The organism is Azospirillum sp. (genome assembly GCF_035627195.1).
Lineage (GTDB): Bacteria > Pseudomonadota > Alphaproteobacteria > Azospirillales > Azospirillaceae > Azospirillum.
On the sequence record NZ_DASPMG010000326.1, the window covers coordinates 1 to 24792 of the forward strand.

The 24792-nt window shown below is 69.1% G+C and carries 23 protein-coding genes and 1 pseudogene; 15 read left to right on the forward strand and 9 right to left on the reverse strand.

Going from position 1 to position 24792, the window contains the following annotated elements:
• The 4 genes from VED21_RS29235 to proS all read left to right on the forward strand — a co-directional run.
• A partial coding sequence (locus VED21_RS29235; protein ID WP_324888757.1) for a DNA-3-methyladenine glycosylase I occupies nucleotides 1-561 on the forward strand: 561 nt, incomplete at its 5' end.
• 478 nt (nucleotides 562-1039) lie between these two features.
• Nucleotides 1040-1930, forward strand: coding sequence for a hypothetical protein (locus VED21_RS29240; RefSeq protein ID WP_324888759.1), 891 nt, complete (start codon nucleotides 1040-1042; stop codon nucleotides 1928-1930).
• 7 nt (nucleotides 1931-1937) lie between these two features.
• Nucleotides 1938-2342, forward strand: coding sequence for a hypothetical protein (locus VED21_RS29245; RefSeq protein ID WP_324888761.1), 405 nt, complete (start codon nucleotides 1938-1940; stop codon nucleotides 2340-2342).
• A gap of 110 nt (nucleotides 2343-2452) precedes the next feature.
• On the forward strand, nucleotides 2453-3766 hold the full coding sequence (gene proS, locus VED21_RS29250) for a proline--tRNA ligase (RefSeq protein ID WP_324888763.1): 1314 nt from the start codon (nucleotides 2453-2455) through the stop codon (nucleotides 3764-3766).
• A gap of 38 nt (nucleotides 3767-3804) precedes the next feature.
• Here the strand turns inward: proS and VED21_RS29255 are convergent, their stop codons facing one another.
• Both VED21_RS29255 and VED21_RS29260 read right to left on the reverse strand, forming a co-directional pair.
• A complete protein-coding gene (locus tag VED21_RS29255) occupies nucleotides 3805-4230 on the reverse strand; it encodes a type II toxin-antitoxin system VapC family toxin (protein WP_324888765.1) in 426 nt (141 codons plus the stop codon).
• A complete protein-coding gene (locus VED21_RS29260; protein WP_324888767.1) occupies nucleotides 4217-4465 on the reverse strand; it encodes an AbrB/MazE/SpoVT family DNA-binding domain-containing protein in 249 nt (82 codons plus the stop codon). Before VED21_RS29260 ends, VED21_RS29255 begins: the two co-directional genes overlap by 14 nt.
• A 169-nt stretch (nucleotides 4466-4634) precedes the next feature.
• Between VED21_RS29260 and VED21_RS29265 the strand changes: the two genes are divergently transcribed.
• The 5 genes from VED21_RS29265 (at nucleotide 4635) to VED21_RS29285 (ending at nucleotide 9605) form a co-directional block, all read left to right on the forward strand.
• The gene (locus VED21_RS29265; RefSeq protein WP_324888769.1) at nucleotides 4635-5879 is read left to right on the forward strand and encodes a lipoprotein-releasing ABC transporter permease subunit; all 1245 of its coding nucleotides are present in this window, start codon (nucleotides 4635-4637) and stop codon (nucleotides 5877-5879) included.
• A gap of 34 nt (nucleotides 5880-5913) precedes the next feature.
• Nucleotides 5914-7161: a lipoprotein-releasing ABC transporter permease subunit gene (locus VED21_RS29270; RefSeq protein ID WP_324888770.1), complete on the forward strand. Its 1248-nt coding sequence runs from the start codon at nucleotides 5914-5916 to the stop codon at nucleotides 7159-7161.
• Complete coding sequence (locus VED21_RS29275) at nucleotides 7154-7843, forward strand: ABC transporter ATP-binding protein (RefSeq protein ID WP_324888772.1); 690 nt, start codon at nucleotides 7154-7156, stop codon at nucleotides 7841-7843. The genes VED21_RS29270 and VED21_RS29275 overlap by 8 nt, the downstream gene beginning before the upstream one ends.
• A gap of 140 nt (nucleotides 7844-7983) precedes the next feature.
• Nucleotides 7984-8625: a glutathione S-transferase family protein gene (locus VED21_RS29280; RefSeq protein WP_324888774.1), complete on the forward strand. Its 642-nt coding sequence runs from the start codon at nucleotides 7984-7986 to the stop codon at nucleotides 8623-8625.
• A gap of 119 nt (nucleotides 8626-8744) precedes the next feature.
• Entirely contained in the window at nucleotides 8745-9605 is an 861-nt protein-coding gene (locus VED21_RS29285; RefSeq protein ID WP_324888776.1) for a dienelactone hydrolase family protein, read from the forward strand.
• A 105-nt stretch (nucleotides 9606-9710) separates the two neighbouring features.
• On the opposite strand, the gene VED21_RS29290 is transcribed toward VED21_RS29285, so the two are convergent.
• From VED21_RS29290 to VED21_RS29300, 3 genes are all read right to left on the reverse strand, one after another.
• Nucleotides 9711-10595 carry an EamA family transporter gene (locus VED21_RS29290; RefSeq protein ID WP_324888778.1) on the reverse strand — a complete coding sequence of 295 codons (885 nt, stop codon included), beginning with the start codon at nucleotides 10593-10595 and terminating at the stop codon, nucleotides 9711-9713.
• An 11-nt stretch (nucleotides 10596-10606) separates the two neighbouring features.
• Nucleotides 10607-11641 carry a HAMP domain-containing sensor histidine kinase gene (locus VED21_RS29295; protein WP_324888780.1) on the reverse strand — a complete coding sequence of 345 codons (1035 nt, stop codon included), beginning with the start codon at nucleotides 11639-11641 and terminating at the stop codon, nucleotides 10607-10609.
• A gap of 88 nt (nucleotides 11642-11729) precedes the next feature.
• A complete protein-coding gene (locus VED21_RS29300; protein WP_324888782.1) occupies nucleotides 11730-12293 on the reverse strand; it encodes a hypothetical protein in 564 nt (187 codons plus the stop codon).
• Between the two features lie 211 nt (nucleotides 12294-12504).
• Here VED21_RS29300 and dnaE point away from each other — a divergent pair, with 211 nt between their 5' ends.
• From dnaE to VED21_RS29315, 3 genes are all read left to right on the forward strand, one after another.
• Nucleotides 12505-15990, forward strand: a complete 3486-nt coding sequence (gene dnaE / locus VED21_RS29305; protein ID WP_324888784.1) for a DNA polymerase III subunit alpha — start codon at nucleotides 12505-12507, stop codon at nucleotides 15988-15990.
• Between the two features lie 95 nt (nucleotides 15991-16085).
• Nucleotides 16086-17417, forward strand: coding sequence for a sulfite oxidase (locus VED21_RS29310; RefSeq protein ID WP_324888786.1), 1332 nt, complete (start codon nucleotides 16086-16088; stop codon nucleotides 17415-17417).
• Nucleotides 17414-17755: a cytochrome C-552 gene (locus tag VED21_RS29315; RefSeq protein WP_324888788.1), complete on the forward strand. Its 342-nt coding sequence runs from the start codon at nucleotides 17414-17416 to the stop codon at nucleotides 17753-17755. The genes VED21_RS29310 and VED21_RS29315 overlap by 4 nt, the downstream gene beginning before the upstream one ends.
• A gap of 27 nt (nucleotides 17756-17782) precedes the next feature.
• Here VED21_RS29315 and VED21_RS29320 read toward each other — a convergent pair whose 3' ends face one another.
• The 4 genes from VED21_RS29320 to VED21_RS29335 form a co-directional block, all read right to left on the reverse strand.
• Nucleotides 17783-19141 carry a metallophosphoesterase family protein gene (locus VED21_RS29320; RefSeq protein WP_324888790.1) on the reverse strand — a complete coding sequence of 453 codons (1359 nt, stop codon included), beginning with the start codon at nucleotides 19139-19141 and terminating at the stop codon, nucleotides 17783-17785.
• Nucleotides 19142-19238: 97 nt separating this feature from the next.
• On the reverse strand, nucleotides 19239-20213 hold the full coding sequence (locus VED21_RS29325) for a virginiamycin B lyase family protein (RefSeq protein ID WP_324888792.1): 975 nt from the start codon (nucleotides 20211-20213) through the stop codon (nucleotides 19239-19241).
• Nucleotides 20214-20301: 88 nt separating this feature from the next.
• Nucleotides 20302-20694, reverse strand: a complete 393-nt coding sequence (locus VED21_RS29330) for a hypothetical protein (RefSeq protein ID WP_324888794.1) — start codon at nucleotides 20692-20694, stop codon at nucleotides 20302-20304.
• 6 nt (nucleotides 20695-20700) lie between these two features.
• Nucleotides 20701-22275, reverse strand: coding sequence for a hypothetical protein (locus VED21_RS29335; RefSeq protein ID WP_324888796.1), 1575 nt, complete (start codon nucleotides 22273-22275; stop codon nucleotides 20701-20703).
• Between the two features lie 333 nt (nucleotides 22276-22608).
• Between VED21_RS29335 and rpsB the strand changes: the two genes are divergently transcribed.
• From rpsB to pyrH, 3 genes and pseudogenes are all read left to right on the forward strand, one after another.
• Entirely contained in the window at nucleotides 22609-23397 is a 789-nt protein-coding gene (gene rpsB, locus VED21_RS29340; RefSeq protein WP_324888798.1) for a 30S ribosomal protein S2, read from the forward strand.
• 218 nt (nucleotides 23398-23615) lie between these two features.
• A complete protein-coding gene (tsf, locus tag VED21_RS29345) occupies nucleotides 23616-24545 on the forward strand; it encodes a translation elongation factor Ts (protein WP_324888800.1) in 930 nt (309 codons plus the stop codon).
• 92 nt (nucleotides 24546-24637) lie between these two features.
• Nucleotides 24638-24792: pseudogene (gene pyrH, locus VED21_RS29350) on the forward strand (UMP kinase); the annotation flags it as partial.

Below are 24792 nucleotides of genomic sequence, written 5' to 3' on the forward strand. Positions count from 1 at the left end.
TTCCACGGGCCGTACCACGATACGGAGTACGGCGTGCCGTCGGATGACGAGCGGGTGCTGTTCGAGCGCCTCGTCCTGGAGATCAACCAGGCCGGCCTCTCGTGGCTGACCATCCTGAAGAAGCGGGACGCGTTCCGCGCCGCCTTCGACGGGTTCGACGTCGACCGCGTGGCGGCCTACGGCGAGGCGGACCGGCAGCGGCTGCTGAACGACTCCGGCATCATCCGCAACCGCCTGAAGGTCGACGCGGCCATCGAGAACGCGCGCCGAGTCGTGGAACTTCGCACGAGCTACGGCTCCTTCGCCGATTGGCTGAAGGCGCACCACCCGCTGCCCAAGGAGGAGTGGGTGAAGCTGTTCAAGCGGACCTTCCGCTTCACCGGCGGCGAGATCGTCGGCGAGTTCCTGATGAGCCTGGGCTACCTGCCCGGCGCGCACCATCCCGGCTGCCCGGTCTGGGCCGGAGTCGTGGCGGCCAATCCGCCCTGGCTGGTGGCCGTGCGGCAGGGGTTCACCGGCTATCCTGCCCATCAATTGGGCGATTTGCTGCCCGTTGCCTAATCATTCGCCTTTATGCTGGGCAGAACTGGCGAAATCTTTGGCAGAAGACCTGATTGCCTCAATTATGGGCTTGCCAGCCCCTGATTGCGGGCTCAGTATTTGTACTGCGAGGGGGTTCTCGCCCCCTCACGACGCCTGGTGGCGATTCCTCCCTTGACTCGGGCCGCGCTGCGGATGCTGCGCGGTCCGATTTTTATGAGCCGCCCGCACGCCGCAGCCCGCGAGCGACCCCCGTGAGCGACCAAGGTCGCTTGCCGGTAGAACAAGCCCCGAGCCCCACAAATCATTAGCTTACGACATATTGCGCTTTTGTAATCGTTTCATGCTGTTAGGATTTTTTTAAGCCGCTAAAATCAAGGTAGGCGACACGCTGCTGGGCTGCTGCGCGGTGCCGGTGCGCCGTGACACGGCGCCATCGCCATCCGCGCCTTCGGCGGTTGGACCGGCGAGGGCAGGGGGTGGGAGTTCTGGGCGTCCTATGACCGCGACGGAAAACGAACGGTTCGAGCAATTCGCTGCGGTCCTGCAGACCGAGCTGCTGGAACGCACCCGCAAGACCATGGAGCTGCTCCAGCCGGAGGGGCGCCCGTGCTCGCTGCTGCCGTTCGCGCAGACGCCGTCCTTCCTCGACATCTACACCGAAGTGGTCCGCGTCGGCATCTTCCCGGTCGTGCTCAGCCGCCGGCCGGTGCGCGCCATCGTCGGCGACGTGGACTGGCCGCGCGACGGGCGGGAATACCTGCTGACCGTGCTGGACGACCGCTCCAACGCCGTCTTCACCGCCTGGGACTACGCCTGGGACGCGCTGTGGGACGAGCGCACGGTCACCTCCGGTTCGCAGAACCAGAAGGAGGAGAAGAAGGGCGGCTTCCTCAGCCTGCTCTTCGGCCGCAAGCGCAAGGAGCAGGAGGCGCGGCCCGCCGAGCAGGAGCAGGAGGGCGACGTGATGGCCGGCCTCTACACCATGCTCAACCAGCTCTCCGGCAAGAAGGGCTACCTGCCGCTGTTCCACGACGACAGCAAGGTCTTCAAGGGCCTGCCGCGGGTGAAGCCGGCGCGGGTGGCGTCGATGCTGAAGGAACTGAAGCAGTACCATCACCAGGAATTCAACCTGACCGGCCACGATCAGGCGAAGCCCGGCGTGCTGTCGGAAGCGCTGCAGAAGTGCCAGTTCAACCTGCCCGACCGCATCGGCGAGTTCGTGGTGCTGAAATGCGCGGTCGACCTGGAGCACGTGAACAAGCCGTTCATCGGCAAGTACATCCGCCAGTCCGCCCGCACCCAGGAGGAGGCGGAGAAGGGCATGCCCTACCTGTCGCTGTACTGGAAGGCGATGCCCACCCCCGTCGTCGTGCAGCAGAACCTGTAGGCCGTCGATGATGCGCACGCTCGCCGTCGCGGTGGGACTGGGACTGATGATGGGCGGGAGCGCCGCGGCGCAGGGCTTCGACCTGTCGGTGTGCCAGTACCTGCCGCGCCACGTGCCGGCCGCGGACGTGGAGCACCGGCCCGGCGCCGACGTGGTGAACGGCCGCCCGGTGGCGCCCGCCGACCTGCCGGGTTCGTCCGCCGGCCTGGGGGCGGAGCCGCTGCGCATCGAGATCCCGGTCACGTTGGACTTCGCCCGCCGCCTGGGCATCGGCGGGACCACGGGCGGGCTGCCGGGGCGCACGGAGGTCGGCCGCCTGACGGTGATCGGCGAGCAGATCTGGTTCAACGGGCAGCCGCTGACCGGGGCGAGCCAGGCGCAGCTCTACGCGCTGTGCAAGGCCGGACGCTGAAGCGACCGCGCGCCGGTGATGGACTCATGATGGACAAGGCCGCCGGACCTTCCTAAAGTCCCTCTCCCGGTGCCATGATTGGCGCTATCCCGGTCTTCGAGAGTGGAACCATGCGGCTGTCCGCCTTTTTCCTGCCGACCCTGAAGGAAACCCCGACCGAGGCGCAGATCGTCTCGCACCGCCTGATGCTGCGCGCCGGCATGATCCGCCAGACCTCGGCGGGCATTTACGCCTGGCTGCCGCTGGGCCACCGCGTGCTGAAGAAGATCGAGCAGATCGTGCGCGAGGAGCAGGACGCGGCGGGCGCGCAGGAACTGCTGATGCCGACCATCCAGTCGGCCGAGCTGTGGCGGGAGAGCGGGCGCTACGACGACTACGGCAAGGAGATGCTGCGCATCACCGACCGGCACGACCGCGAGATGCTGTTCGGCCCGACGAACGAGGAGATGATCACCGACATCTTCCGGCATTTCGTGAAGAGCTACCGGCAGCTGCCGCTGAACCTCTACCACATCCAGTGGAAGTTCCGGGACGAGATCCGCCCGCGCTTCGGCGTGATGCGCGGCCGCGAGTTCCTGATGAAGGACGCCTATTCCTTCGACATCAGCCCGGACGCGGCCAAGCGTTCCTATCAGGCGATGTTCCTGGCCTACCTGCGCACCTTCGCCCGCCTGGGCCTGAAGGCCATCCCCATGCGCGCCGACACCGGCCCCATCGGCGGCGACCTCAGCCACGAGTTCATCATCCTGGCCGAGACCGGCGAGAGCGGCGTGTTCTGCGACAAGGAGTGGCTGGGCCTGGACGTGCTGAAGGACGCGCCGGACTACAAGGACGACCTGCAGCCGTTCTTCGACAAGTACACCTCCATCTACGCCGCCACCGACGAGAAGCACGACGACGCCTCCTGCCCGGTGCCGGCCGATCGGCTGGAGTCCGCGCGCGGCATCGAGGTGGGGCACATCTTCTACTTCGGCACCAAGTACTCCAAGGCGATGAACGCCTATGTCGCCGGCCCGAACGGCGACCCGGTGTTCGTCGAGATGGGCAGCTACGGCATCGGCGTGTCGCGTCTGGTGGGCGCCATCATCGAGGCGAGCCACGACGACAACGGCATCGTCTGGCCGGACGCCGTGGCGCCCTTCAAGGTGGGCCTCGTCAACCTGAAGCCGGGCGACGCCGAGACCGACCGCGTGTGCGACGAGCTGTACTTCAAGCTGCGCGGCGCCGACGTGGACGTGCTGTACGACGACCGCGACGAGCGGCCGGGCGTCAAGTTCGCCGACATGGACCTGATCGGCCTGCCCTGGCAGCTGGTGGTGGGCCCGCGCGGCCTGAAGAACGGCGTCGTCGAGCTGAAGCGTCGCGCCACCGGCGAACGCGAGGAGCTGTCGGCCGACAGCGCGCTGGCGAAGCTGACGGCGTAGGGCTCCCTCTTGAACCGATACGGGAAATCCCCGCACCGTCAGGGTGCGGGGATTTGCGTTTCAGGTTTCGGGAGAATCAGCGTGACCGTCGGGAAGTAGGTTCGATAACGCTGGGCGTCCCGTGTCAGGAGCGGCAGCGACGCAGCCGCGGCATGGGCGCCGATGAAGAAGTCGGGAAGCACGCCCGTCCGGGTGCCGCCGGCCGCCCGATACCGCTGGAAGGCTTTTCCCGCCAGGAACAGCGCGGGACGGGGGATCGGCGATACGACAAGCCCCGCGTCCTCCAGCATCGCTTCGAGGTCGTCGAGGTCCGCGAAGCGGATGGATAATTCGGCGTAGATCACGTCGTTGATGATCAGCGGCCCGTTCCGGGTCGCCGCTTCCAACTGCCGCACCGACCAGTCCGCCCAGTTGGGGTCGTCCGTGATGAGGTCGAGCAGGACGTTGGTGTCAACGAGCGTCATGCCCGTCTTCGCCACGGGTCATCGTCAGGATTTCGTCGGTCGTCGGACCCTTTCCGGCGCAGCCGCGCAGGCGCGCGAAACGGCCGGCGGGCCGGTCGGCGACCGCCTTCATCAGCGCGACGCGACCGTCGGGAGTGACCTCGAACTCGACCATGCTGCCGGTGGTGAGGCCGAGGTGGTCGCGCACGGCCTTCGGAATGGTGACCTGTCCCTTGCCGGTAACCGCGGTTGCCATGATTCCTATCCCGTCCTTTGCCCTTTATTAAATGGCGTATCCAGTCCGATGGCGCCAGCACTTCCGATGGCGACGCGCGGCGCCGGTCGCGTCACGGCCCTTTTCCTGCCACGGTGATGCTCCTATGTTGCGGAGCGTCACTCACTCCCGGCCCGGCTCAGGCTTCCCCATGATCTTCTCCGCCTTCGAACGCATGGTCGCGATGCGCTATCTGCGCGCCCGCCGGCAGGAGGGGTTCATCTCGGTCATCGCCGGGTTCTCGTTCCTGGGCATAGCGCTCGGTGTGGCGACGCTGATCGTCGTCATGGCGGTGATGAACGGCTTCCGGGGGGAGCTGCTGGGGCGCGTCCTGGGCCTGAACGGACACCTGAACGTCTACGCCGCGGAGAGCGGGCCGCTGAACGGGTTCGATGCGCTGGCGGAGAAGGTGCGCGCCGTGCCGGGCGTTCTCGGGGGCAATCCGCTGGTGGAGGGGCAGGCGCTGATCACCGTGCGCGGCGTGGCGTCGGGCGCCATGGTGCGCGGTGTGCGGCCGGAGGACTTCCGGAGCCGGCCGACGCTGGCGCGCAACATCGTGCGCGGCACCATCGATGCCTTCGCCGAGGACAACGTGGCGATCGGCCTGCGCATGGCGCAGCGCCTGGGCCTGACCGTGGGCGACCAGATCACGCTGATCGCGCCGCAGGGCGACGTGGCGACCTTCGGCACGGCGCCGCGCATGCGCAGCTTCCCCATCGGCGCCATCTTCGCCACGAGCATGTTCGAATACGACAACGCCTTCGTCTTCATGCCGCTGGAGCCGGCACAGGCGTTCTTCAACCTGGGCGACGGTGTCAGCGCGCTGGAGCTGTTCGTCGGCGACCCGCTGAACATGGAACAGGTCCGCGCCGCCGTGACCACCGCCGCCGGACCCGGCCACCGGGTCATGGCGTGGGAGCAGGCGAACGCCAGCCTGTTCACCGCGCTGAAGATCGAGCGGACGGTGATGTTCCTGATCTTGACGCTGATCATCCTGGTCGCCGCCTTCAACATCATCTCCAGCCTGATAATGCTGGTGAAGGAAAAGGGGCGGGACGTCGCCATCCTGCGCACCATGGGTGCGTCACAGGGGATGATCCTGCGCGTCTTCTTCCTGTCCGGCGCGTCGGTCGGCGTGGTCGGCACGCTGGCCGGGCTGGCGCTTGGCCTCGCCATCGCCGGCAACATGGAGACGGTGGGGCAACTGGTCGGCCGTCTGTCCGGCGGCGGCTATTCGGCCGAGGTCGCCTTCCTGTCGCACCTGCCGGCCCGCATCGACTGGGGAGAGGTGGTGCTGGTGGTCGTCATGGGGCTGGCGCTGTCCATGGGGGCGACGGTGTACCCCAGCTGGCGCGCGGCGCGCCTCGACCCCATCGAGGCGTTGCGTTACGAATGACCCGCCCGTCCCCCGCACGCGAGTTCGGATCCCCATGATCTTCTCCGCCTTCGAACGCATGGTGGCGATGCGCTACCTCCGGGCGCGCCGGCAGGAGGGGTTCATCTCCGTCATCGCCGGGTTCTCGCTGCTGGGCATCGCGCTGGGTGTCGCCACGCTGATCATCGTCATGGCGGTGATGAACGGCTTCCGCGCCGAGCTGCTGGGGCGGGTGCTGGGCCTGAACGGGCACCTGAACATCTACGCCGCGCAGGGCGGCCCGTTGCGCGACTACGACGCGCTGGCGCAGGCGCTGCGCGCCACGCCGGGCGTGGTGAGCGTAACGCCGACGGTGGAGGGGCAGGCGCTGATCGCCGCCAAGGGCTCCGCGTCGGGCGCCGTGGTGCGCGGCGTGCGGCCGGAGGATTTCCGGGCGCGCCCGACGCTGGCGGGGCACATCGTCGCCGGATCGGCCGAGGCATTCGGCGAGGACCGGGTGGCGATCGGCGCGCGCATGGCGCAGCGGCTGAAGCTGAACGTCGGCGATTCCATCACGCTGATCGCACCCCAGGGCAACGCCACCGCCTTCGGCACCGTGCCGCGCCAGCGCAGCTATCCCATCGCCGCCATCTTCGACGTCGGCATGTTCGAGTACGACAACTCCTTCATCTTCATGCCGCTGGAGCCGGCGCAGCTGTTCTTCCGCCTGCCGGAGGCGGTGACCTCGCTGGAGCTGTACGTGGCCGACCCCACGCAGGTGCGCGCGGCGCGCGACGCCATCCTGCCGGCGGTGGCGGGCCGCGGGCGGGTGCTGGACTGGCAGCAGTCGAACGCCAGCTTCTTCACCGCGCTGCAGGTGGAGCGGAACGTGATGTTCCTGATCCTGTCGCTGATCATCATGGTGGCGGCGTTCAACATCATCTCCAGCATGATCATGCTGGTGAAGGACAAGGGGCGCGACATCGCCATCCTGCGCACCATGGGTGCCACGCGCGGCATGATCCTGCGCGTGTTCTTCCTGGCCGGCTCCACCGTCGGCGTCATCGGCACGCTGGCCGGCCTGGGCCTGGGCATCGTGTTCTGCCAGAACATCGAGGCGATCCGGCAGTTCATCCAGGCGCTGACCGGCACCAACCTGTTCTCCGCCGAGATCTACTTCCTGTCGCAGCTGCCCGCTCGCATCGACTGGGGCGAGGTGGCGCAGGTGGTCGGCATGGCGCTCGGCCTGTCGTTCGGCGCCACCATCTACCCCTCCTGGCGGGCCGCCCGCCTCGATCCCGTGGAGGCCCTGCGTTATGAGTGAGGAGCGGCCCATGCTGGAGCTGTCCGGCGTCGTGCGCGTGTTCGAGCAGGCCGGGACGCGGCTGGAGGTGCTGCGCGGCGCCTCGCTGGCGGTGCGGCCGGGGGAACTGGTCGGGCTGGTCGGGCCGTCGGGCGCCGGCAAGTCGACGCTGCTGCACATCGCCGGCCTGCTGGAGCGGCCGGACGAGGGCACGGTGCGCATCGGCGGCATCGACGCCTCCAAACTGGACGACGCCAAGCGCACGGAGATCCGCCGGGGCGCCATCGGCTTCGTCTACCAGTTCCACCACCTGCTGCCAGAGTTTTCCGCACAGGAGAACATCGTTCTGCCGCAGATGATCGCCGGCCTGTCGAAGCGCGAGGCGACGGAGCGGGCGCGCCAGCTGCTCGCCATGGTCGGGCTGGAGGGGCGGGCGAGCCACCGGCCGGCGCGCCTGTCGGGCGGCGAGCAGCAGCGCGTCGCCATCGCCCGCGCGCTGGCCAACGCGCCGGGCCTGCTGATCGCCGACGAGCCGACGGGCAACCTGGACCCGCACACGGCGGAGGGGGTCTTCGCCATGCTGACCAAGCTGGTGCGCGGTGCCCGCGTGGGCGCGCTGATCGCCACCCACAACCTGGAACTGGCGCAGCGCATGGACCGCGTCCTGGAAATGCGCGACGGCGTGCTGGTGGAGCACGCCTGATAAGGACGACGCCTGAAGGCGTCATCCTTATCACCCTCTCAATCAATGCTATCGCATTGATCTGTCGGGTTTTGCCGGCGGCGCTCGATGGAAGTGATCAAGCGCCGCCGGTATGACAACCATTGGGGAGATTTGGCCTGATGTCGCGCATCGTCGTCCATGGCCCTGCCTTGAGCACTTATGTCTGGAGCGTGCGCATCGCGCTCGCCGAAAAGGGTCTCGATTACGAGATGCCCGACTTCGCGTTCGGCCAGCAACGCCAGCCGGAGCACCTCGCCCGCCATCCCTTCGCCAAGGTGCCGGCGTTCGAGCACGACGGCTTCGCGCTGTACGAGACGCAGGCGATCGTCCGCTACATCGACGAGGCCTTTCCCGGCCCGGCGCTGCAGCCGGCCGACGTGCGGCAGCGGGCGCGGATGAACCAGGTCATCGGGATCATGGACGCCTACGGCTGGCCGTCCATTGCCGGCGGCATCATGTTCAACCGCCTGATCGCGCCCAAGATGGGCATGGCGTGCGACGAGGCGGCCGTGCACGGGGCCATCCCGCGCGCGCAGCTGTGCATCGCCGAGTGGGAGCGGCTGCTGGACGGCCAGCCCTACATGGCGGGCGACGCCTTCACGCTGGCCGACGTCATGCTGGCGCCGCTGATGCTCTACACCCCGTACACGGCGGAGACCCGCGCGCTGTTGGCCGAGGCGCCGCGGCTTTCCGCCTGGATCGAGCGCATGCGCGCCCATCCCAGCATCGCCGCCACCTCGCCCCCGCCGATGCCGGAATGACGGCGTCCGGCCGATGAGGAGGGGCGCCAGCCGATTCGCCGGTTGGCGGGCGCCGTGCCCTCAGGCACACTCCCTGCAAAACGATCACAGCGGAACGATCACAGCCGGGGAGTGACGAGATGGACCAGAGGATCATCGACCTCTACGACGAGTACACCCATCGGCCGCTGCCGCGCCGGGTGTTCCTGGAGCGGCTGACCGCCATGGTCGGCAGCGCCGCGCTGGTGCCCGCCATCCTGTCGCAGATCGAGCCGAACTACGCGCTGGCCGCCGTGGTGGCGCCCGACGATTCGCGCATCACCACCGAGTCCGTGACCTTCCAGGGGGCGACTGGCGAGGTGAAGGGCTACGTCGCGCGGCCCAAGGCGGTTGACAAGGCGCCGTCCGTCATCGTCATCCACGAGAACCGCGGCCTGAACCCGCACATCGAGGACGTCACCCGCCGCTTCGCCACCGAAGGCTTCGTGGCGCTGGCGCCGGACCTGCTGTCGCCGCTGGGCGGCACGCCGCAGGACCCCGACCGGGCGCGCGACATGATCGGCCAGCTCGACGCCGCCAAGACGGTGAACGACCTGAACGCCGCCATCTCCTACCTGATGGCCTACCGTTATTCGAGCGGCAAGGTGGGCGCCGTCGGCTTCTGCTGGGGCGGCGGCATGGCCAACCAGCTGGCGCTGAAGGCCTCGGACCTGAAGGCCGGGGTGGTCTACTACGGCCGCTCGCCCGACCCGGCGCTGGTGACCAGCGCGCTCAGGACGCCGCTGCTTCTGCACTACGCCAGCCTCGACCAGGGCGTGAACGGCGGCGTGCCGGCGTACGAGGAGGCGCTGAAGAAGGCCGGCGCCAAGTACACGCTGCACATGTACGAAGGCGTCAACCACGCCTTCAACAACGACACCTCGTCCGAGCGCTACAACGAGGCCGCCGCCAAGCTGGCGTGGCAGCGCACGGTGGAGTTCCTGAAGCAGAACCTGGTGTGAGCGGCTGACGTTGGGTTTTACGGCTGGCGCCTCAACCCAACCTACCGGGATGTGCATCCCCCGTAGGTTGGGTCGAGCGCAGCGAAAACCCAACGTCGGCCGGCATCACTCAGCCGGGGCCGGCTTGCGCACCGGCAGCTTCAGCACCGTCACCGCCAGCCCGGCGAACACCAGGGCGGCGCCCGCGAGCTTCAGCGGGCCGAAGTCCTCGCCCAGGAAGAGGGCGCCGGAACTCATGCCGAAGATCGGCACCAGCAGCGAGAAGGGCGCCACGAGGCTGGCCGGGTAGTGGCGCATCAGGAAGCCCCAACTGGCGAATCCGAACAGCGTCGCCGCACCGGCGATGTAGATCAGCGACACGACACCCGGCCACGTCATCCCAGTCAACGCGGCACTCATCCGTTCCGGCCCCTCGACCATCAGGGAGAGCGCCAGCAGCGGCAGGGGCGGAACGAGGCTGACCCACAGCATCAGGCGGAACAGGTCGGGCGCGTTGGCCCGCTTCAGGATGATGTTGCCGGCCCCCCAGGCGATGGCGGCGCCGATCACCATGACGAGGCCCAGGCGCGACCCGCCGGCCGGCATGTCGAGCGCGATCACCGCGATGCCGACGAAGGCCACCGCCATGCCGGCCAGCGGCCGCAGGCCCGGCCGGTCGCCCAGGAAGACGGCGGCGAAGAGCAGGGTGAAGAAGGCCTGGCTCTGCGCCACCAGCGAGGTGAGGCCGGCCGGCATGCCAACGTAGACGCCGCCGAACATCAGGGCGAACTGCAAGGCGCCCAGCACCAGCCCGATGCCCAGCACGAAGCGCCACGCCACCGGCGGGCCGGCGCGCACGCCGAAGACCAGCAGCGGCACCGCCGCCAGCGCGAAGCGCAGTGCGGTGAACAGCAGCGGCGGAAAATCCCGCAGCCCCACCTTGATGGCGACGAAGTTGAAGCCCCAGACGGCGGCAACGCAGACGGCGAGGAGGATGTGCAGCGGGCGCATGGGCGTAGAGCCTATGCGCCGGCCCCGTCGGCGAGCAATGCGTTATCGTCGGGGCAGGGTGCGCGGCGGGGCAGGCGCAGGCTGACCGTGGTGCCCAGGCCCGGCTCGCTGTCCACCCGCACGGTGCCGCCCAGCACGCGGGTGACCGCGTTGTGCACCACGTTGAGGCCGAGGCCGGCCGCCCCCTTGCCGCGCCCGGTGGTGAAGAACGGGTCGAAGATGCGGTCGAGGTGTTCGGGATCGATGCCGCGGCCGTCATCGACGCAGCGCAGCTCCACCGTGTCGCCGTCCTCGCGCGCCAGGATGGCGACCGAACCGGGCCGGTCCGGCGACAGCCCGTGCACCAGCGCGTTCTGCACCAGCGCGCTCAACACCTGTCCCAGCAGGTCGGGGTAGCCGTCCATGTCGATGCCGTCGGGGCAGGCGGCCGTCAGGCGGTGGCCGTCGCGCCGGGCCTTGGGCGCGAAGCCGACCAGCGCCTGCTCCACCCGGCGGCGCAGGTCGAAGCGTCGCCGCTCCTCCCCGGCACCGCCGACGGCGAGGCGCTTGAAGCTGTCGATCAGCCCGACCGAGCGGTGCAGGCTGCCGAGGATGAGCGGCGTCACGTCGCCCACCAGCTTGAGGAACTGCATGAGGTCGGAGCGGCGCAGGGCCTGCCGTTCCACCTGTTCCGTCACGCGCGCGGCGGCGTCGCCCAGCGCCGAGGCGGCGGTGAGCGCGGTGCCGATGGGCGTGTTCAACTCGTGCGCCATGCCGGCGACGAGGCCGGCCAGCGAGGCCTGCTTCTCCGCCTCCACCAGCTTCGCCTGGTTGCGCTTCAGAGCGTCGAGCGCCTCGTTCAGCTCCTGCGTGCGGGCGAACAGCTCGCGCTGGCGCTCCTCGACGACGGCCTCAAGGGGGGCGACAGGACCGAAGGTCTCGGGCATGGGGCGCGGCGGCGCGTCGTCCAGGACGAGCAGCGGCATTGGTTCCGGCACGGCGGCGTGCGGCAGCCCCAGCCCTGCCAGGGCGGCGAGTTGCGCGGCGCGGTCGGTGCGGTCCTCCATGCGTGCGCGCTCTCCGGGCGGGGTTTTCGGCGAATACGCGCAGTTTTAGACCGAATCGCCGAGGGAGCAAGGCCCTTCGTACACGGGCTCAGGAGCCGGTGTGCATCCGCCGGCACTCGTCGGCCGCGTTGATCGCCCAGGAGGAGCCCGACAGGTTGAAGGCGGCAACGGGGCCGGCGCCCGGGCTGGCGCCGTCGTGGAACTCCACCTTGCGGCTGCGGGCGAAGGGGAACAGCGCGTCCTCGTAGTCCGCGGTGGGGAAGGCCACCATCAGCGCGCGCTCGTCCAGCGGGTGCGCCTGGAAGGGCACGCGCTCCCCGTCGTCGAACAGCGCGGTCAGCGGCTTGGCCGAGTCCGCCACGCCACGCGGCGGCAGGCCGGTGAGGCGGAAGCCGGAGTCGCGCACCGCGGCGACGAACACCAGCCCCGGCGCGGCGGCCTTGCGCTGCGCCAGGCAGTAGGCGCGGTCGCGGTCGCCGGTGGTGACCAGCTCGACCGTCCAGCCGCGCTTCTCGGCCACCACGCGGGTCGGGCCGTCGCTGTGCGCCTTGGGCGTCGCCGCCGTGGTGGATTGCGGGGTGGTGGTCTGGCAGCCGGCCAGCAGGGCGCCGGCCAGCAGGGCGGCGAACAGAGTGTGGCTCGAACGTCGCATGGGGCGCCTTTCGGAAACTTCGTGCCGACGGACCCTTGCTTATTACACGATTGCAACACAAAGGCGAAACATCCTTGTGACGGGCGCGGCAACGCGCCCCACTTGCCTTTCCCCGCGGAAGGCACCCCGTACGCGGGCCTTGAACGGGGCCGCGGGATGCGCCACGACTAGAGCGCTGCCACACGGCAGGACCGGAACCACCGAACGATCGATGCCCAACGCCGACTTCATCCATCTCCGGGTGCACTCCGCCTATTCGCTGTCGGAAGGCGCCATCAAGACGAAGGAGCTGGTGAAGCTCTGCCACAAGCAGCACATGCCCGCCGTGGCGGTGACCGACACCGGCAACCTGTTCGGCGCGCTGGAATTCGCGCTGGCGGCGGCGGACACCGGCGTGCAGCCGATCATCGGCACGGTGCTGGGCATCACCCGCTTCGGCCCGGCGCCCACCAAGCCGGGCGGCGTGGCGGGGAAGGGCAGCAACCAGCCGGACCAGCTCGTCCTGCTCTGCCAGACCGACCAGGGTTACCGGAACCTGATGAAGCTGGTCTCCAAGGCCTTCATCGAGTCGGACCCGATGGCCGGCCCGCAGGTGCCGCTGGACGCGCTGGAGGGGCATTCGGAGGGTCTGATCGCCCTGACCGGCGGGCCGCAGGGCACCGTCGGGCGGCTGCTGGGCGAGGGGCAGAGGGATCTGGCGGTCGATGTGCTGGAGCGGCTGAAGGGCCTGTTTCCCGGCCGCCTGTACGTCGAGCTGCAGCGCCACGGCGGCCACTTCGCCGCCGTCGAGGACGCCATCGAGCCGGCGCTGATCGATCTGGCCTACGCGCACGACCTGCCGCTGGTCGCCACCAACGACTGCTACTTCGCCACCGCCGACATGTACGAGGCGCACGACGCGCTGCTGTGCATCGCCGAGGGCGCCTACGTCAGCCAGGAGGACCGCCGCCGCCTGACCCCCGACCACCGCTTCAAGTCGGCGGAGGAGATGCGACTGCTGTTCGCCGACCTGCCGGAGGCGGTGGACAACACGGTCACCATCGCAAAGCGCTGCTCGTTCCTCTTGAAGCCGATCAAGCCCATCCTGCCGCCGTTCCCCTGCGAGGGCGACCGCGACGAGGCGGAGGAACTGCGCGCCCAGTCCCGCGAGGGCCTGGAGATGCGGCTTGAGAAGGTCGTCTACACGCCGGACATGACGCCGGAACAGCGGGCGGAGACGCGCAAGCAGTACTTCGAGCGCCTGGAGTTCGAACTGGACGTCATCGTCAAGATGAAGTTCCCCGGCTACTTCCTGATCGTGTCGGACTTCATCAAATGGGCGAAGAACCACGGCATCCCGGTGGGGCCGGGGCGCGGTTCGGGTGCGGGCTCCGTCGTCGCCTGGGCGCTGACCATCACCGACTTGGACCCGCTGCGCTTCGGCCTGCTGTTCGAGCGTTTCCTGAACCCCGAACGCGTGTCGATGCCCGACTTCGACGTCGACTTCTGCCAGGACCGCCGTGAAGAGGTGATCCGCTACGTGCAGAAGAAGTACGGCTACGACCGCGTGGCGCAGATCATCACCTTCGGTAAGCTGCAGGCGCGCGCCGTGCTGCGCGACGTGGGGCGCGTGCTGCAGATGCCCTATGGGCAGGTCGACAAGATCTGCAAGCTGGTGCCCAACAACCCGGCCAACCCGGTGACGCTGCAGCAGGCGCTGGACAGCGAGGAACTGCTGCGCCAGGCCCGCGACGGCGACGAGACGGTGGCGCGCCTGATCAACATGGCGCTGAAGCTGGAGGGGCTGTACCGCCACGCCTCCACCCACGCGGCCGGCGTGGTGATCGGCGACCGGCCGCTGGACGAGCTGGTGCCGCTGTACCGCGACCCGCGGTCCGACATGCCGGTCACCCAGTTCAACATGAAGTACGTGGAGCAGGCGGGTCTGGTGAAGTTCGACTTCCTGGGCCTGAAGACGCTGACCGTGCTGAAGACGGCGGTGGACCTGATCCCGGAAAGCCCGGACCTGACCACCGTCCCGCTGGACGACGAGAAGAGCTACGAGATCCTGGGGCGGGCGGAATCGACCGGCGTGTTCCAGCTGGAAAGTTCGGGCATGCGCGACGTGCTGCGCCGCCTGAAGCCGAACCGGCTGGAGGACATCATCGCGCTCGTGTCGCTGTACCGGCCCGGCCCGATGGACAACATCCCGAAGTACATCAAGGTCAAGAACGGCGAGGAACCGCCCGACTACATGAACCCGGCCCTGGAGCCGATCCTGAAGGAGACCTTCGGGATCATGATCTACCAGGAGCAGGTGATGCAGATCGCCCAGGTGCTGGCCGGCTATTCGCTGGGCGGCGCCGATCTTCTGCGCCGCGCCATGGGCAAGAAGATCAAGGAGGAGATGGACAAGGAGCGCGCCAAGTTCGTCGACGGCGCGCAGAAGAACGGCGTGGACGGCGATCAGGCCAGCATGATCTTCGATCAGGTGGCCAAGTTCGCCGGATACGGCTTCAACAAGTCGCACGCGGCCGCCTACGCGCTGGTCGCCTACCACACGGCCTACCTGAAGGCGAACCACCCGGTGGAGTTCCTGGCGGCGTCGATGACGCTCGACCTCGGCAACACCGACAAGCTGAACGTCTTCCGGCAGGAGCTGGGGCGCCTGCGTATCAAGCTGCTGACCCCCGACATCAACAAGTCCACCGCCGTGTTCTCGGTGGAGCGGCTGCCGGACGGGGCCAAGGCCGTGCGCTACGCGCTGGCGGCGGTAAAGGGGGTCGGCCTGCCGGCCATGAAGGCGGTGGTGGAGGAGCGCGAGAAGAACGGCCCGTACAAGAGCCTGTTCGATTTCGCCCGCCGCCTGGACCTGAAGACCATCAACAAGCGCCAGCTGGAAAACCTGACATGCGCCGGCGCCTTCGACGGGCTGAACCCCAACCGCGCGCAGGTGCACGCCGCGCTGGAGACGCTGATCCGCTACGCCCAGGCGGAGGCGGCGGAGCGCGAGAGCGGCATCGGCAACCTGTTCGGCGGGGCCGGCGGCGGCCTGAAGGAGCCCGACCTGCCCAAGGTGGGCGAGTGGGAGCCGCTGGAGAAGCTGAAGCACGAGTTCCAGTCCATCGGCTTCTACCTGTCCGCCCACCCGCTGGACGCCTTCTCGCAGCCGCTGTCGCGCATGAAGGTGGTGCGGTCGGCCGAGCTGGCGCAGGCGATGGGGCGGGGAGGCTCCACCCGCTACAAGATGGCCGGCATCGTGGTGTCGAAGAAGGAGAAGACCGCCAAGTCCGGCAACCGCTTCGCCTTCGTCGAGCTGTCGGACGCCACCGGCGGCTACGAGGTGACGGTGTTCTCCGAGGTGCTGTCCGGCAACCGCGACCTGCTGGAGCCCGGGCGCCCGGTTCTGCTGACCGTCGACGCGCAGCTGAACGGCGAGGAGATCCGCCTGACCTGCCAGGAGGTGAAGCCGCTGGAGGAGGCGGTGGCCGCCGTGTCGGACGGTCTGCGCGTGGTGGTGCGCGACGACAAGCCGCTGGCCGGCATCCGCGGCATGCTCGACCGCCTGACCCGCGGCAAGGGCCGCATCCACGTCCTGGTGGAGGTGGAACCCTTGAAGGAGGTCGAGATCCAGCTGCCCGGCGCCTACACGATCACCGCCCAGAGCCGCGCGGCGCTGAAGACCGTGCCGGGCGTGGTGGAGGTGGCGGAGCTTTAGGCCGTTCCGCCCCCTTGCCGAGTCCCTCCCAGCACATTATCGTTTGCTGAACAAACAAACGAAAACCGCCGTCGCGGCAGCCAAGGGAGGGAACCATGATCCGGAAGGAACGAGGCTTCTTCGAACTCTACGGCGAGGATCCGGAGCGCGCCGACGCGCTGGTCTTCGGGCGGCGCGCCGGACCCTCGCGGCGCGGCTTTCTGGGCGGGGCCGGGCTGGCGGCGATGGCGGCGGCGGTCGGCGGGCCGGTCGTCTTCGCCGGGCGCATGCCGGGCGGCCTGATCCCGGCGGCGCTGGCGGAAGGGAAGGGCGACGCCAAACCCTTCGCCTTCGAGGGCAAGTCCAAGGACCTGATGGTGCTGCAGGACCGGCCGCTGAACGTCGAGACGCCCATCCACCTGCTCGATCCCGACGTGACGCCGACCGACGTCATGTTCATCCGCAACAACGGCCAGATCCCCGAACCGGCCGCCGATCCCAAGGCCTGGGCCATCACCATCGACGGCGAGGTGAACACGCCCCTCAAGCTCACCGTGGGCGAGCTGGAGAGCCGGTTCCGGCCGGTGACGCTGCGCCTGCAGGTGGAGTGCGGCGGCAACGGCCGCAGCTTCTTCACCCCGGAGACGCGCGGCAACCAGTGGGGCCACGGCGCCGTGCACCAGGCGGAATGGACGGGCGTGCGGCTGAAGGACGTGCTGGAGGCGGCCGGGCTGAAGCCGTCGGCCGTCTACACCGGCAACTTCGGCGCCGACCCGCACCTGTCCGGCGACACCACGAAGCAGGCGCTGTCGCGCGGCATCCCCATCGCCAAGGCGATGGAGGAGCACACCATTATCGCGCTGCGTCTGAACGGCCGGCCGATCCCGCAGGTGCACGGCGCGCCGGCGCGGCTCATCGCGCCGGGCTGGCCGGGCTCGACCTCGCAAAAGTGGCTGACGCGCCTGTGGATCCGCGACCGGGTGCACGACGGGCAGGGGATGGGCGGTACCTCCTACCGTGTCGCCAAGTACCCGATGGTGCCCGGCGGCAAGCTGGAGGAAAAGGACACGCTGATCCTGGAATCTATGCCCGTGCGCGCGGTCGTCACCAACCCGGCGCACGGCACCGAACTGCCGGCCGGCACCAGGCGCCTCGACCTGCGCGGCCACGCGTGGGCTGGCGAGAAGAGCGTGCGGGCGGTGGACGTTTCCCTCGACTACGGCGCCACGTGGCACAAAGCGGCGGTGGACGCGCCGAAGAACAAGTACGCGTGGCAGAACTGGCGGGCATCGGTCGAACTGCCGTCGCACGGCTATTACGAGGTCTGGGCGCGGGCCACGGATTCCGATGGCATCATGCAGCCGGCGGTGGCCGGGCAGTGGAACCCGCAGGGCTACGGCGGCAACCCCATGCACCGGGTGGCGGTGCTGGTGCCGGCCACGGCATGAAGGGGCGAATCGTGCTGGCGGTGGCGCTGCTGCTGGGCGCCACCGCGCCCGCCGCCCCGCCCGCAGTCGCGCAGGTCCATAACGACACGGTGGAGGACCTGCCCGACGCGCCCGGCCGGGAGACGGTGTTCTACGCCTGCACCGCCTGCCACGGGGTGAAGATCATCACCCAGCAGGGCCAGACGGCCGAGCGATGGGACGCCACCATCGACTTCATGATCGAACGGCACGGCATGGCCGCGCCGCCCGAGGAGGACCGCCGCATCATCGTGGCGTATCTGGCCGCGCAGTTCCCCTCGAAGCAAAAAGGCTACAGCAACCCGTTCCTGAAGAAGTGATCCTGAAGAAGTGACAAAGCCGACGGCTCAGTCACCCAGGCTGCAGAAGTCCTTCGCCTTGTCGAACGGCACGGCGCACGACGCGAGGGCGTGCTTCTTGTCGCCGTGCGGGTCGTAGACGGTGCCGGACCAGCTTCCGCCCTTGCCCAGCTTGGCGATCATGTAGCCGAAATTCTTCGTCTCCTGCGTGATGTGGGCGGTGGCGCCGCCGATGGTCACCTTGGCGGTGGCCGGCTTGCCGCTGCCGGAGAGCTGGACGCCGCTGTCGCCGATGACCAGCTGCGGCGGGCGCCCGGTCTTGCCGGCGAAGGCCACGGACTCAAAGCGGTGGATGTGGCCGGACAGGATGAGGCCGACGTTGGCGGGCAGCGTGCCGCCCGCGTTGGCCAGCGCCGCCTGCAGAGTGGGGTTCAGGATCTCGCCGTTCTTGCCGTCGGCGTCGGGCACCTTGGTGACGCCCCACACCGGGCGGTGCGTCAGCAGCCACGCCGGGCCGCTGCCGGCCAGCGCCTGCACAGCCTTCATCTGCGCGCTGTAGCCGGGCGTGCCGACCGGGTCGGCGGCGTCGTCGCAGGCGGCGGCCGTGTCCATCACCACGAGGCGCAGCGTGTCGAAGGCGAGCGCGTAGGGCGGCGACGCGTCCAGCGTGTCCTGGTAGGAGGCGGTGCAGGTGTTCTGCACGTAGCCCTTGTCGACCAGCGCGCTGGCGGGATCGAGGAAGTAGAACCAGCCGGGACCGGCCTTGGCGCACAGCTCGTGGTTGCCGCGCAGCATCACCCAGGGGGCGGCGGTCAGCGCCGGCTCGCTGGGCGTGAAGAAGTCGGCCAGCCACGCCGCCCAGCCGTCCGGCGTCTCGCTGCCGGGCACGTTCTGGCTCTGGTACGACGGGAGTTGGCAGCCGTTGTAGAGCGTCTGCTTCTGGCCGTTGATGACGGTCTTGGACGGCGTGCCGCGGTAGTTGTAGTCGCCGACGTGGATGATCAGGTCGGGGTTGGCCGAAGCCGCCTTGCCGGCGATGGCCTGAAAGGGCCACGCCGTGTCCGTGCACGGCTGCTTGGCGGGATTGTCGCGGCAGCCGGTGTCGCCCAGCACGGCCAGGGTCTGCGGCGCCTTGCTGGCGGGCGGCAGCGTGGCGCTGCCCGTCGCCGTCGCCAGAGTCACCGTGGCGCCCGGCGTTACGACCGCCTCGCAGACGGTGACCGGGAAATGCGTGGCGCTGGGATTGACGCGCGCCGTCATGGGCGCGCTGCTGCCGTTCTGCTGCACCGTCGGGCAGGCGACGCCGGCGCCGTTCAGGACGGCGCGGGCCAGCAGCGCCGGCTCGGCGCCGGATTGGGGCGCCGCGGCCCACAGCAGGAAGGAAAACAGAATGGACCCTGTGCTCATGATCACCGTCCCCCGGAATTTTCTCCGCGGGCGATGGTCATGAAGCAATATTCCACACACAAGGAGCCGCGGTGTCGCGGCCCGGTTCTTTGCGCGGTCAGCCGGCCGGCGCCGTGCGCACCACCATCAGCCGGTCGGCGCCGGATTCGGGCAGCCAGACCTCGCCGGGGCGGCCGAGGATCTGGCGGACGTTGGCGCCGGGCTTGGAACCGGGGAAGGCGGTGAAGCTCTCGCTGGCCGGGTCGAAGCGCAGCGTCGCGTTGGCGCCGAAGTCGCTGACCCACACGGCGTCGCGGTCGTCCACGTAGACGGCGTAGGCGCGCGGCGTGTCGCCGGGCAGCTTCCAGCTCTTCCAGGCGTTGCCAGCGGGCGTGTAGCGGGTGAGCTGACCGCTGTTCCACTCGCTGATCCAGACGTTGCCCTTGCTGTCGGACCAGACGCGCCGGGCCCCCTGGCCGGCCGTCGGCGGCTCGATCACCGTGGCCTTGCCGGACGCGCCGTCGATGCGGGCGATGTGGCTGCCGGCCAGCGAGGCGTAGTAGACGGTGCCGTCCGGCGTCGCCGTGATGCCGTAAGGGCCGCGGCCCTTGGGCGCCCGGAACACCTCCAGCGCGCCGGACCTGGGCTCCAGACGGCCGTAGACGCCGTTCTGGCCGGTGAACCACAGCGTGCCCGCGCCGTCGAAGGCGGCGGTGTTGAGGTTGGCGTAGCCGGTGCTCTCCGGCAGGCGCCACGTGTCGATCTTGCCGCTCTTCGGATCCCAGCGGACGATGGCGTTGAGGCCGCCGTCGGTGATCCAGGCGGCGCCGTCCGGCCCGGCGATCACCCCGTGCGGCGCGGAACCCTGGCCCAGCGGCACATGCCGCGCCTGTCCGGTGGCGGGGTCGAGGATGCCCAAGGCACCCTGGCGCTGCGCCGTGTACCACACGGTGCCGTCGGGGGCCGGGGCCACGTCGTGCGGCTGGGAACCGGCCGGCAGGTCGTAGACGCGCACCTCCGCGGCCTTGGAGGGAAGAGCAAGGAGGCCGGCGAGCAGGGCGACGGCGGCAAGGGTGCGGAACGGAGCGGGCATGGCGCGGCGTCCTCCGATGGGGTGCCGCCTTCGGCGGGCGGCTGCCTGTCAGATGAGGGCGCCCGCCGTTCCGGTCAATCGCGCCGGGTCATTTGCCGGCGCGGGTCATCTCCACCTCGATCGCCGTGGGGCGGTTGATCCCGGCGAAGGTCACCTTCATGCGGTTGTGGTCGCGCACGTACAGGGTGAACACCCGCTGCGATCCCGCCGGCCTGACCATGAAGCCGTTGTTGACGCCGGTGTAGCTCACCTTGATGGGCTCGCCGTTGACGATCGCCTCGGTCGAGGTGAAGCGGATGGCCAGCGTGTCCGCCGGCATACCGGGTTGGAGCCCGGCGTCGGCGAGCTGCTCCGCTGTGACCGGCCCGCGCCAGTCGCCCATGACCTCCTCACGGTCGACGATGTGTTCGTCGGCGCAGGCCCCGAGCAGCGTCATGGTGGCGGCAACGCAGAAGGCGAAGGGAAGGCGCTTGATCGGCACAGTGGCTCACTCGGTATCCACGGGACGGACCACCTTATAAAGCTGGAAGCGCGGCCCTTCATAGAGCAGAGCGAGATGGTCCGGGTCCGGATTCGGTTCGCCGTCGGTGTAGAGGACGTAGACGTAATCGTAACGCGCCGGCCAGCCGTCCCAGAAACGCTCGTGCCCCGGCACCGGGCCGTCGGCGGTGGCGAGGAGCTGGCTGACCGTCGGCGGATCGCCGTCGTTGCGGTCGACCAGTTCGCTGTAGCCCGGCCGCACCGACAGGATCTGCTTGCCCGGCACGCTGAACGCCGTGGACACCAGGGCCGAGCGCTCGATCAGCGCGATGCAGGGGGCGTGGCTGAGCGCGGCGTTGGTCACCTCGCTGCCCGACGGGTGGTCGGCGTGCGCCACCAGGACGGTGCTGCCCGGTTGGATGAAGTGCACCGACTCGCGGAAGTCGTGGTTGACGCTCTGCAGCGTCCGCCAGTTCGCCGCGACCTCCACGGTGCGCACCAGCGAGAGGCCCAGGACGACGGCGAAGAAGGCATAGCGGGTGACGCGATCGCGCGGGTCGAAGCGCAGGAAGCCGATCATCACGAAGAAGATCGCCACCGGCAAACGCGTGTCGGCCATCCACGAGCCGAACAGCATGCGCGGCATGGCCAGGAACACGGCCGTGCCCACCACCAGCACCGCCCAGCCCGCCGGGTGCATCCACAACAGGCGCCGCTGCGCCGCCCACACGGTGAGGCCGACGGCCACACCGCCGACCAGCATGTCGAACGCGTCGGCGTAGGTCTGGATAATGGCGTAGACGCCGTCGATCTTGCCCGACGATTCCCAGATGTTCTCGTGCGACAGGCCGAGCGTCGGGCTGGACAGCATCAGCGGCAGCACCGGCAGGAAGGGCAGGCCGAACGCCAGCGCGTCGGCCGCCAGCCGCCGGGCGTCGCGCAACGCCCCGGGATGCGTCAGCAGCCACGCCTCCAGTCCCAGAAGCGCCAGCCCGTACAGGCCGACGGCGAACAGGTGGCAGGCGAACAGCGCCAGGACGAAGGCCGCCGACACAGCACCCCGCAGCGCCGCCGGACGCCCGCGCAACGCGATCCACGCCGCGATCCCCCACATCGCGACGCCCAGCCCGAACAGGTAGTTCATCAGGCCGACCAGGAAGATGCCGTTGTAGACGAAGGGGAAGGCGACCAGCGGCCACGGCGTGATCGTGCCGTGCAGCGCGCGGTGGATCGCCATCGGCCCGCTGACCATCAGCAGGACCGTGGCGAAGATGAAGAGCTGCCCGGCCACGTAGACGTCGACGTACCGGTTGAGCACCGGCACCACCATGTCCATCACAAGGTTGGGGATGACCGCCCACCGGATCTCGTACAGCTCCGCCAGCTTGGGATCATGGTCGATCCCGGCGATGACGTGCATGCGCGCGAGATGGTTGACGTAGTCCGCCAGCGGCGGGATCTGGTCCAGGAAGATCGGCGTCGCCACCGCCAGCAGCATCAGCGCGAAAAGCGGGGCGAGCAGGCGGCTGCGCACGGCGGCGCCGAGGAGGGCGGCCGGGCGGATTGTCTCTGTTCGGAACATGCAGGAAGTCCTGGCGGCGGGCTGGGACGGAAGGCTTCTTGGCGTCCCGCCCGGCCTTGGTCCGGCCGATCAGGTTAACCAATTCAGCTATCAGGTTCCCCTTCGGCGCGCAATCGCCGTGAGGGCGGGTTGCCGTGACCTTGGCGGGATGGCGGGCAAGGCGGATTCCATCACCATGGCTGTTGCCAAACCCGACCCGCCGGGCTATGTAAGCGCCGTCGTCAAAACCTCACGCGGGCTGGCGGACCGTCGGCGTATGCCAACGGCCCGATCCGGTGTTCGTCGATCCGAACAATGCCCGCGGCGGAGCAACCGGAAAAGGGTACTTTTTCCATGACCATGCCTTCGTTCACCATGCGCCAGCTGCTGGAAGCCGGCGTCCACTTCGGCCACCACACCCGCCGCTGGAACCCCAAGATGGCGCCGTACCTGTTCGGCGTCCGCAACGGCGTGCACATCATCGACCTGGAGCAGACGGTGCCGATGCTGCACCGCGCGATGCAGGCGGTGCGCGACGTCGTCGCCGGCGGTGGCCGCGTCCTCTTCGTCGGCACCAAGCGCCAGGCGCAGGAGAAGGTCGCCGAGTCCTCGAAGCGCTGCGGCCAGTACTTCGTCAACCACCGCTGGCTGGGCGGCATGCTGACGAACTGGAAGACCATCTCGCAGTCGATCAAGCGCCTGCGCGAGATGGAAGAGCGTCTGTCCGGCGACACCTCGGGCCTGACGAAGAAGGAAGTCCTGATGCTCACCCGCGAGCGCGACAAGCTGGAGCGCGCGCTGGGCGGCATCAAGGAGATGGGCGGCCTGCCCGACATCCTCTTCATCATCGACACCAACAAGGAGTCGATCGCCGTCAAGGAAGCCAACAAGCTGGGCATCCCGGTGGTCGCGGTGATCGACAGCAACTCGGATCCGGACGGCGTCGCCTTCCCGATCCCCGGCAACGACGACGCGCTGCGCGCCATCGACACCTACTGCGAGCTGATCTCCGGCGCGGTGCTCGACGGCCTGCAGGCCGAGATGGTCGCCGCCGGCATCGACGTGGGCGCCCAGGACGAGTCGCCGGCCGAGTCGCTCCCCGAGGAGCAGGCCGAGGCCGAGGCCGCCGGCGCGCAGGCCTGATCCGGGCCCGCACCGTCGGGCCGCGGACCGGAACCGGATCGCGGAATGCCGTGACCTCGCGTCACGGCATTCCGTGTGAATCCGGTACCGGGAACGGAACTCGTGTCACGCGCCGCGCGGGGGTGCCCTTGACGCCCGCGCGGAGCCCGGCGGTTTTGCGTTTTCAAGGGTTGAATCGATTCGTTTGGAACCGTTTTCGGAAGAAAGAGGGCTGACCCATGGCCGAGATTACCGCCTCGCTCGTCAAGGAGCTGCGCGACAAGACTGGCGCCGGCATGATGGATTGCAAGAAGGCGCTGGCCGAAACCAACGGTGACCTCGAAGGCGCCGTCGACTGGCTGCGCAAGAAGGGCCTCGCCGCCGCCGCCAAGAAGTCGGGCCGCGTCGCCGCCGAGGGCCTCGTCGCCGTGGCGACCTCCGGCACCGCCGGCGCCGTGGTCGAGGTGAACGCCGAGACCGACTTCGTCGCCCGCAACGACAAGTTCCAGGGCTTTGCCGCCAAGGCCGCCGAGATCGCGCTGACCACCGGCGACGTCGAGGGGCTGAAGGCCGCCGCCTACCCCGGCACCTCGCACACCGTGCAGGACGAGCTGACCAGCCTGATCGCCACCATCGGCGAGAACATGAACCTGCGCCGCGCCGCCAAGCTGAGCGTTTCGGCCGGCGTCGTCACCAGCTACATCCACACCGCCGTGGCCCCGGGCCTCGGCAAGATCGGCGTGCTGGTGGCGCTGGAGTCGACCGGCGACGCCGCCAAGCTGACCGAACTGGGCAAGCAGATCGCCATGCACGTCGCCGCCGCCCGTCCGGAAGCCCTGGACATCGGCGACGTCGACACCTCCGCGCTGGAGCGCGAGAAGAACGTGCTGGCCGACCAGGCCCGCGCGTCCGGCAAGCCGGAGTCGATCATCGAGAAGATGGTCGAGGGCCGCCTGCGCAAGTACTACGAGGAAGTCTGCCTGCTCGAGCAGACCTACGTGATCGACGGCGAGACCAAGATCCGCAAGGTCGTCGAGGCCGCCGCCAAGGACGTCGGCGCCCCGGTCGCGCTGACCGGCTTCGTGCGCTTCGCCCTGGGCGAGGGCATCGAGAAGGCCCAGTCGGACTTCGCCGCCGAGGTGGCCGCCGCCGCCGGCACGCAGGCCTAAGGACGATACCATCCGGCGCCGTCCCTTCCCACGTGAAGGGACGGCGCCGGATCTCGCTTGCGCACGGACAATAACTGGAGGGGAGCGTTTCCATGGGTCAGACCCCAGTGCCTGCCGCCCAAGTGCCCGCCGACGGCATCCGGTACAAGCGAGTTCTCCTCAAGGTCTCCGGCGAAGCCCTGATGGGCAAGCGGGAGTTCGGCCTGGACCCGGAGATGGTCACCCAGGTCGCCAACGAGGTGAAGGC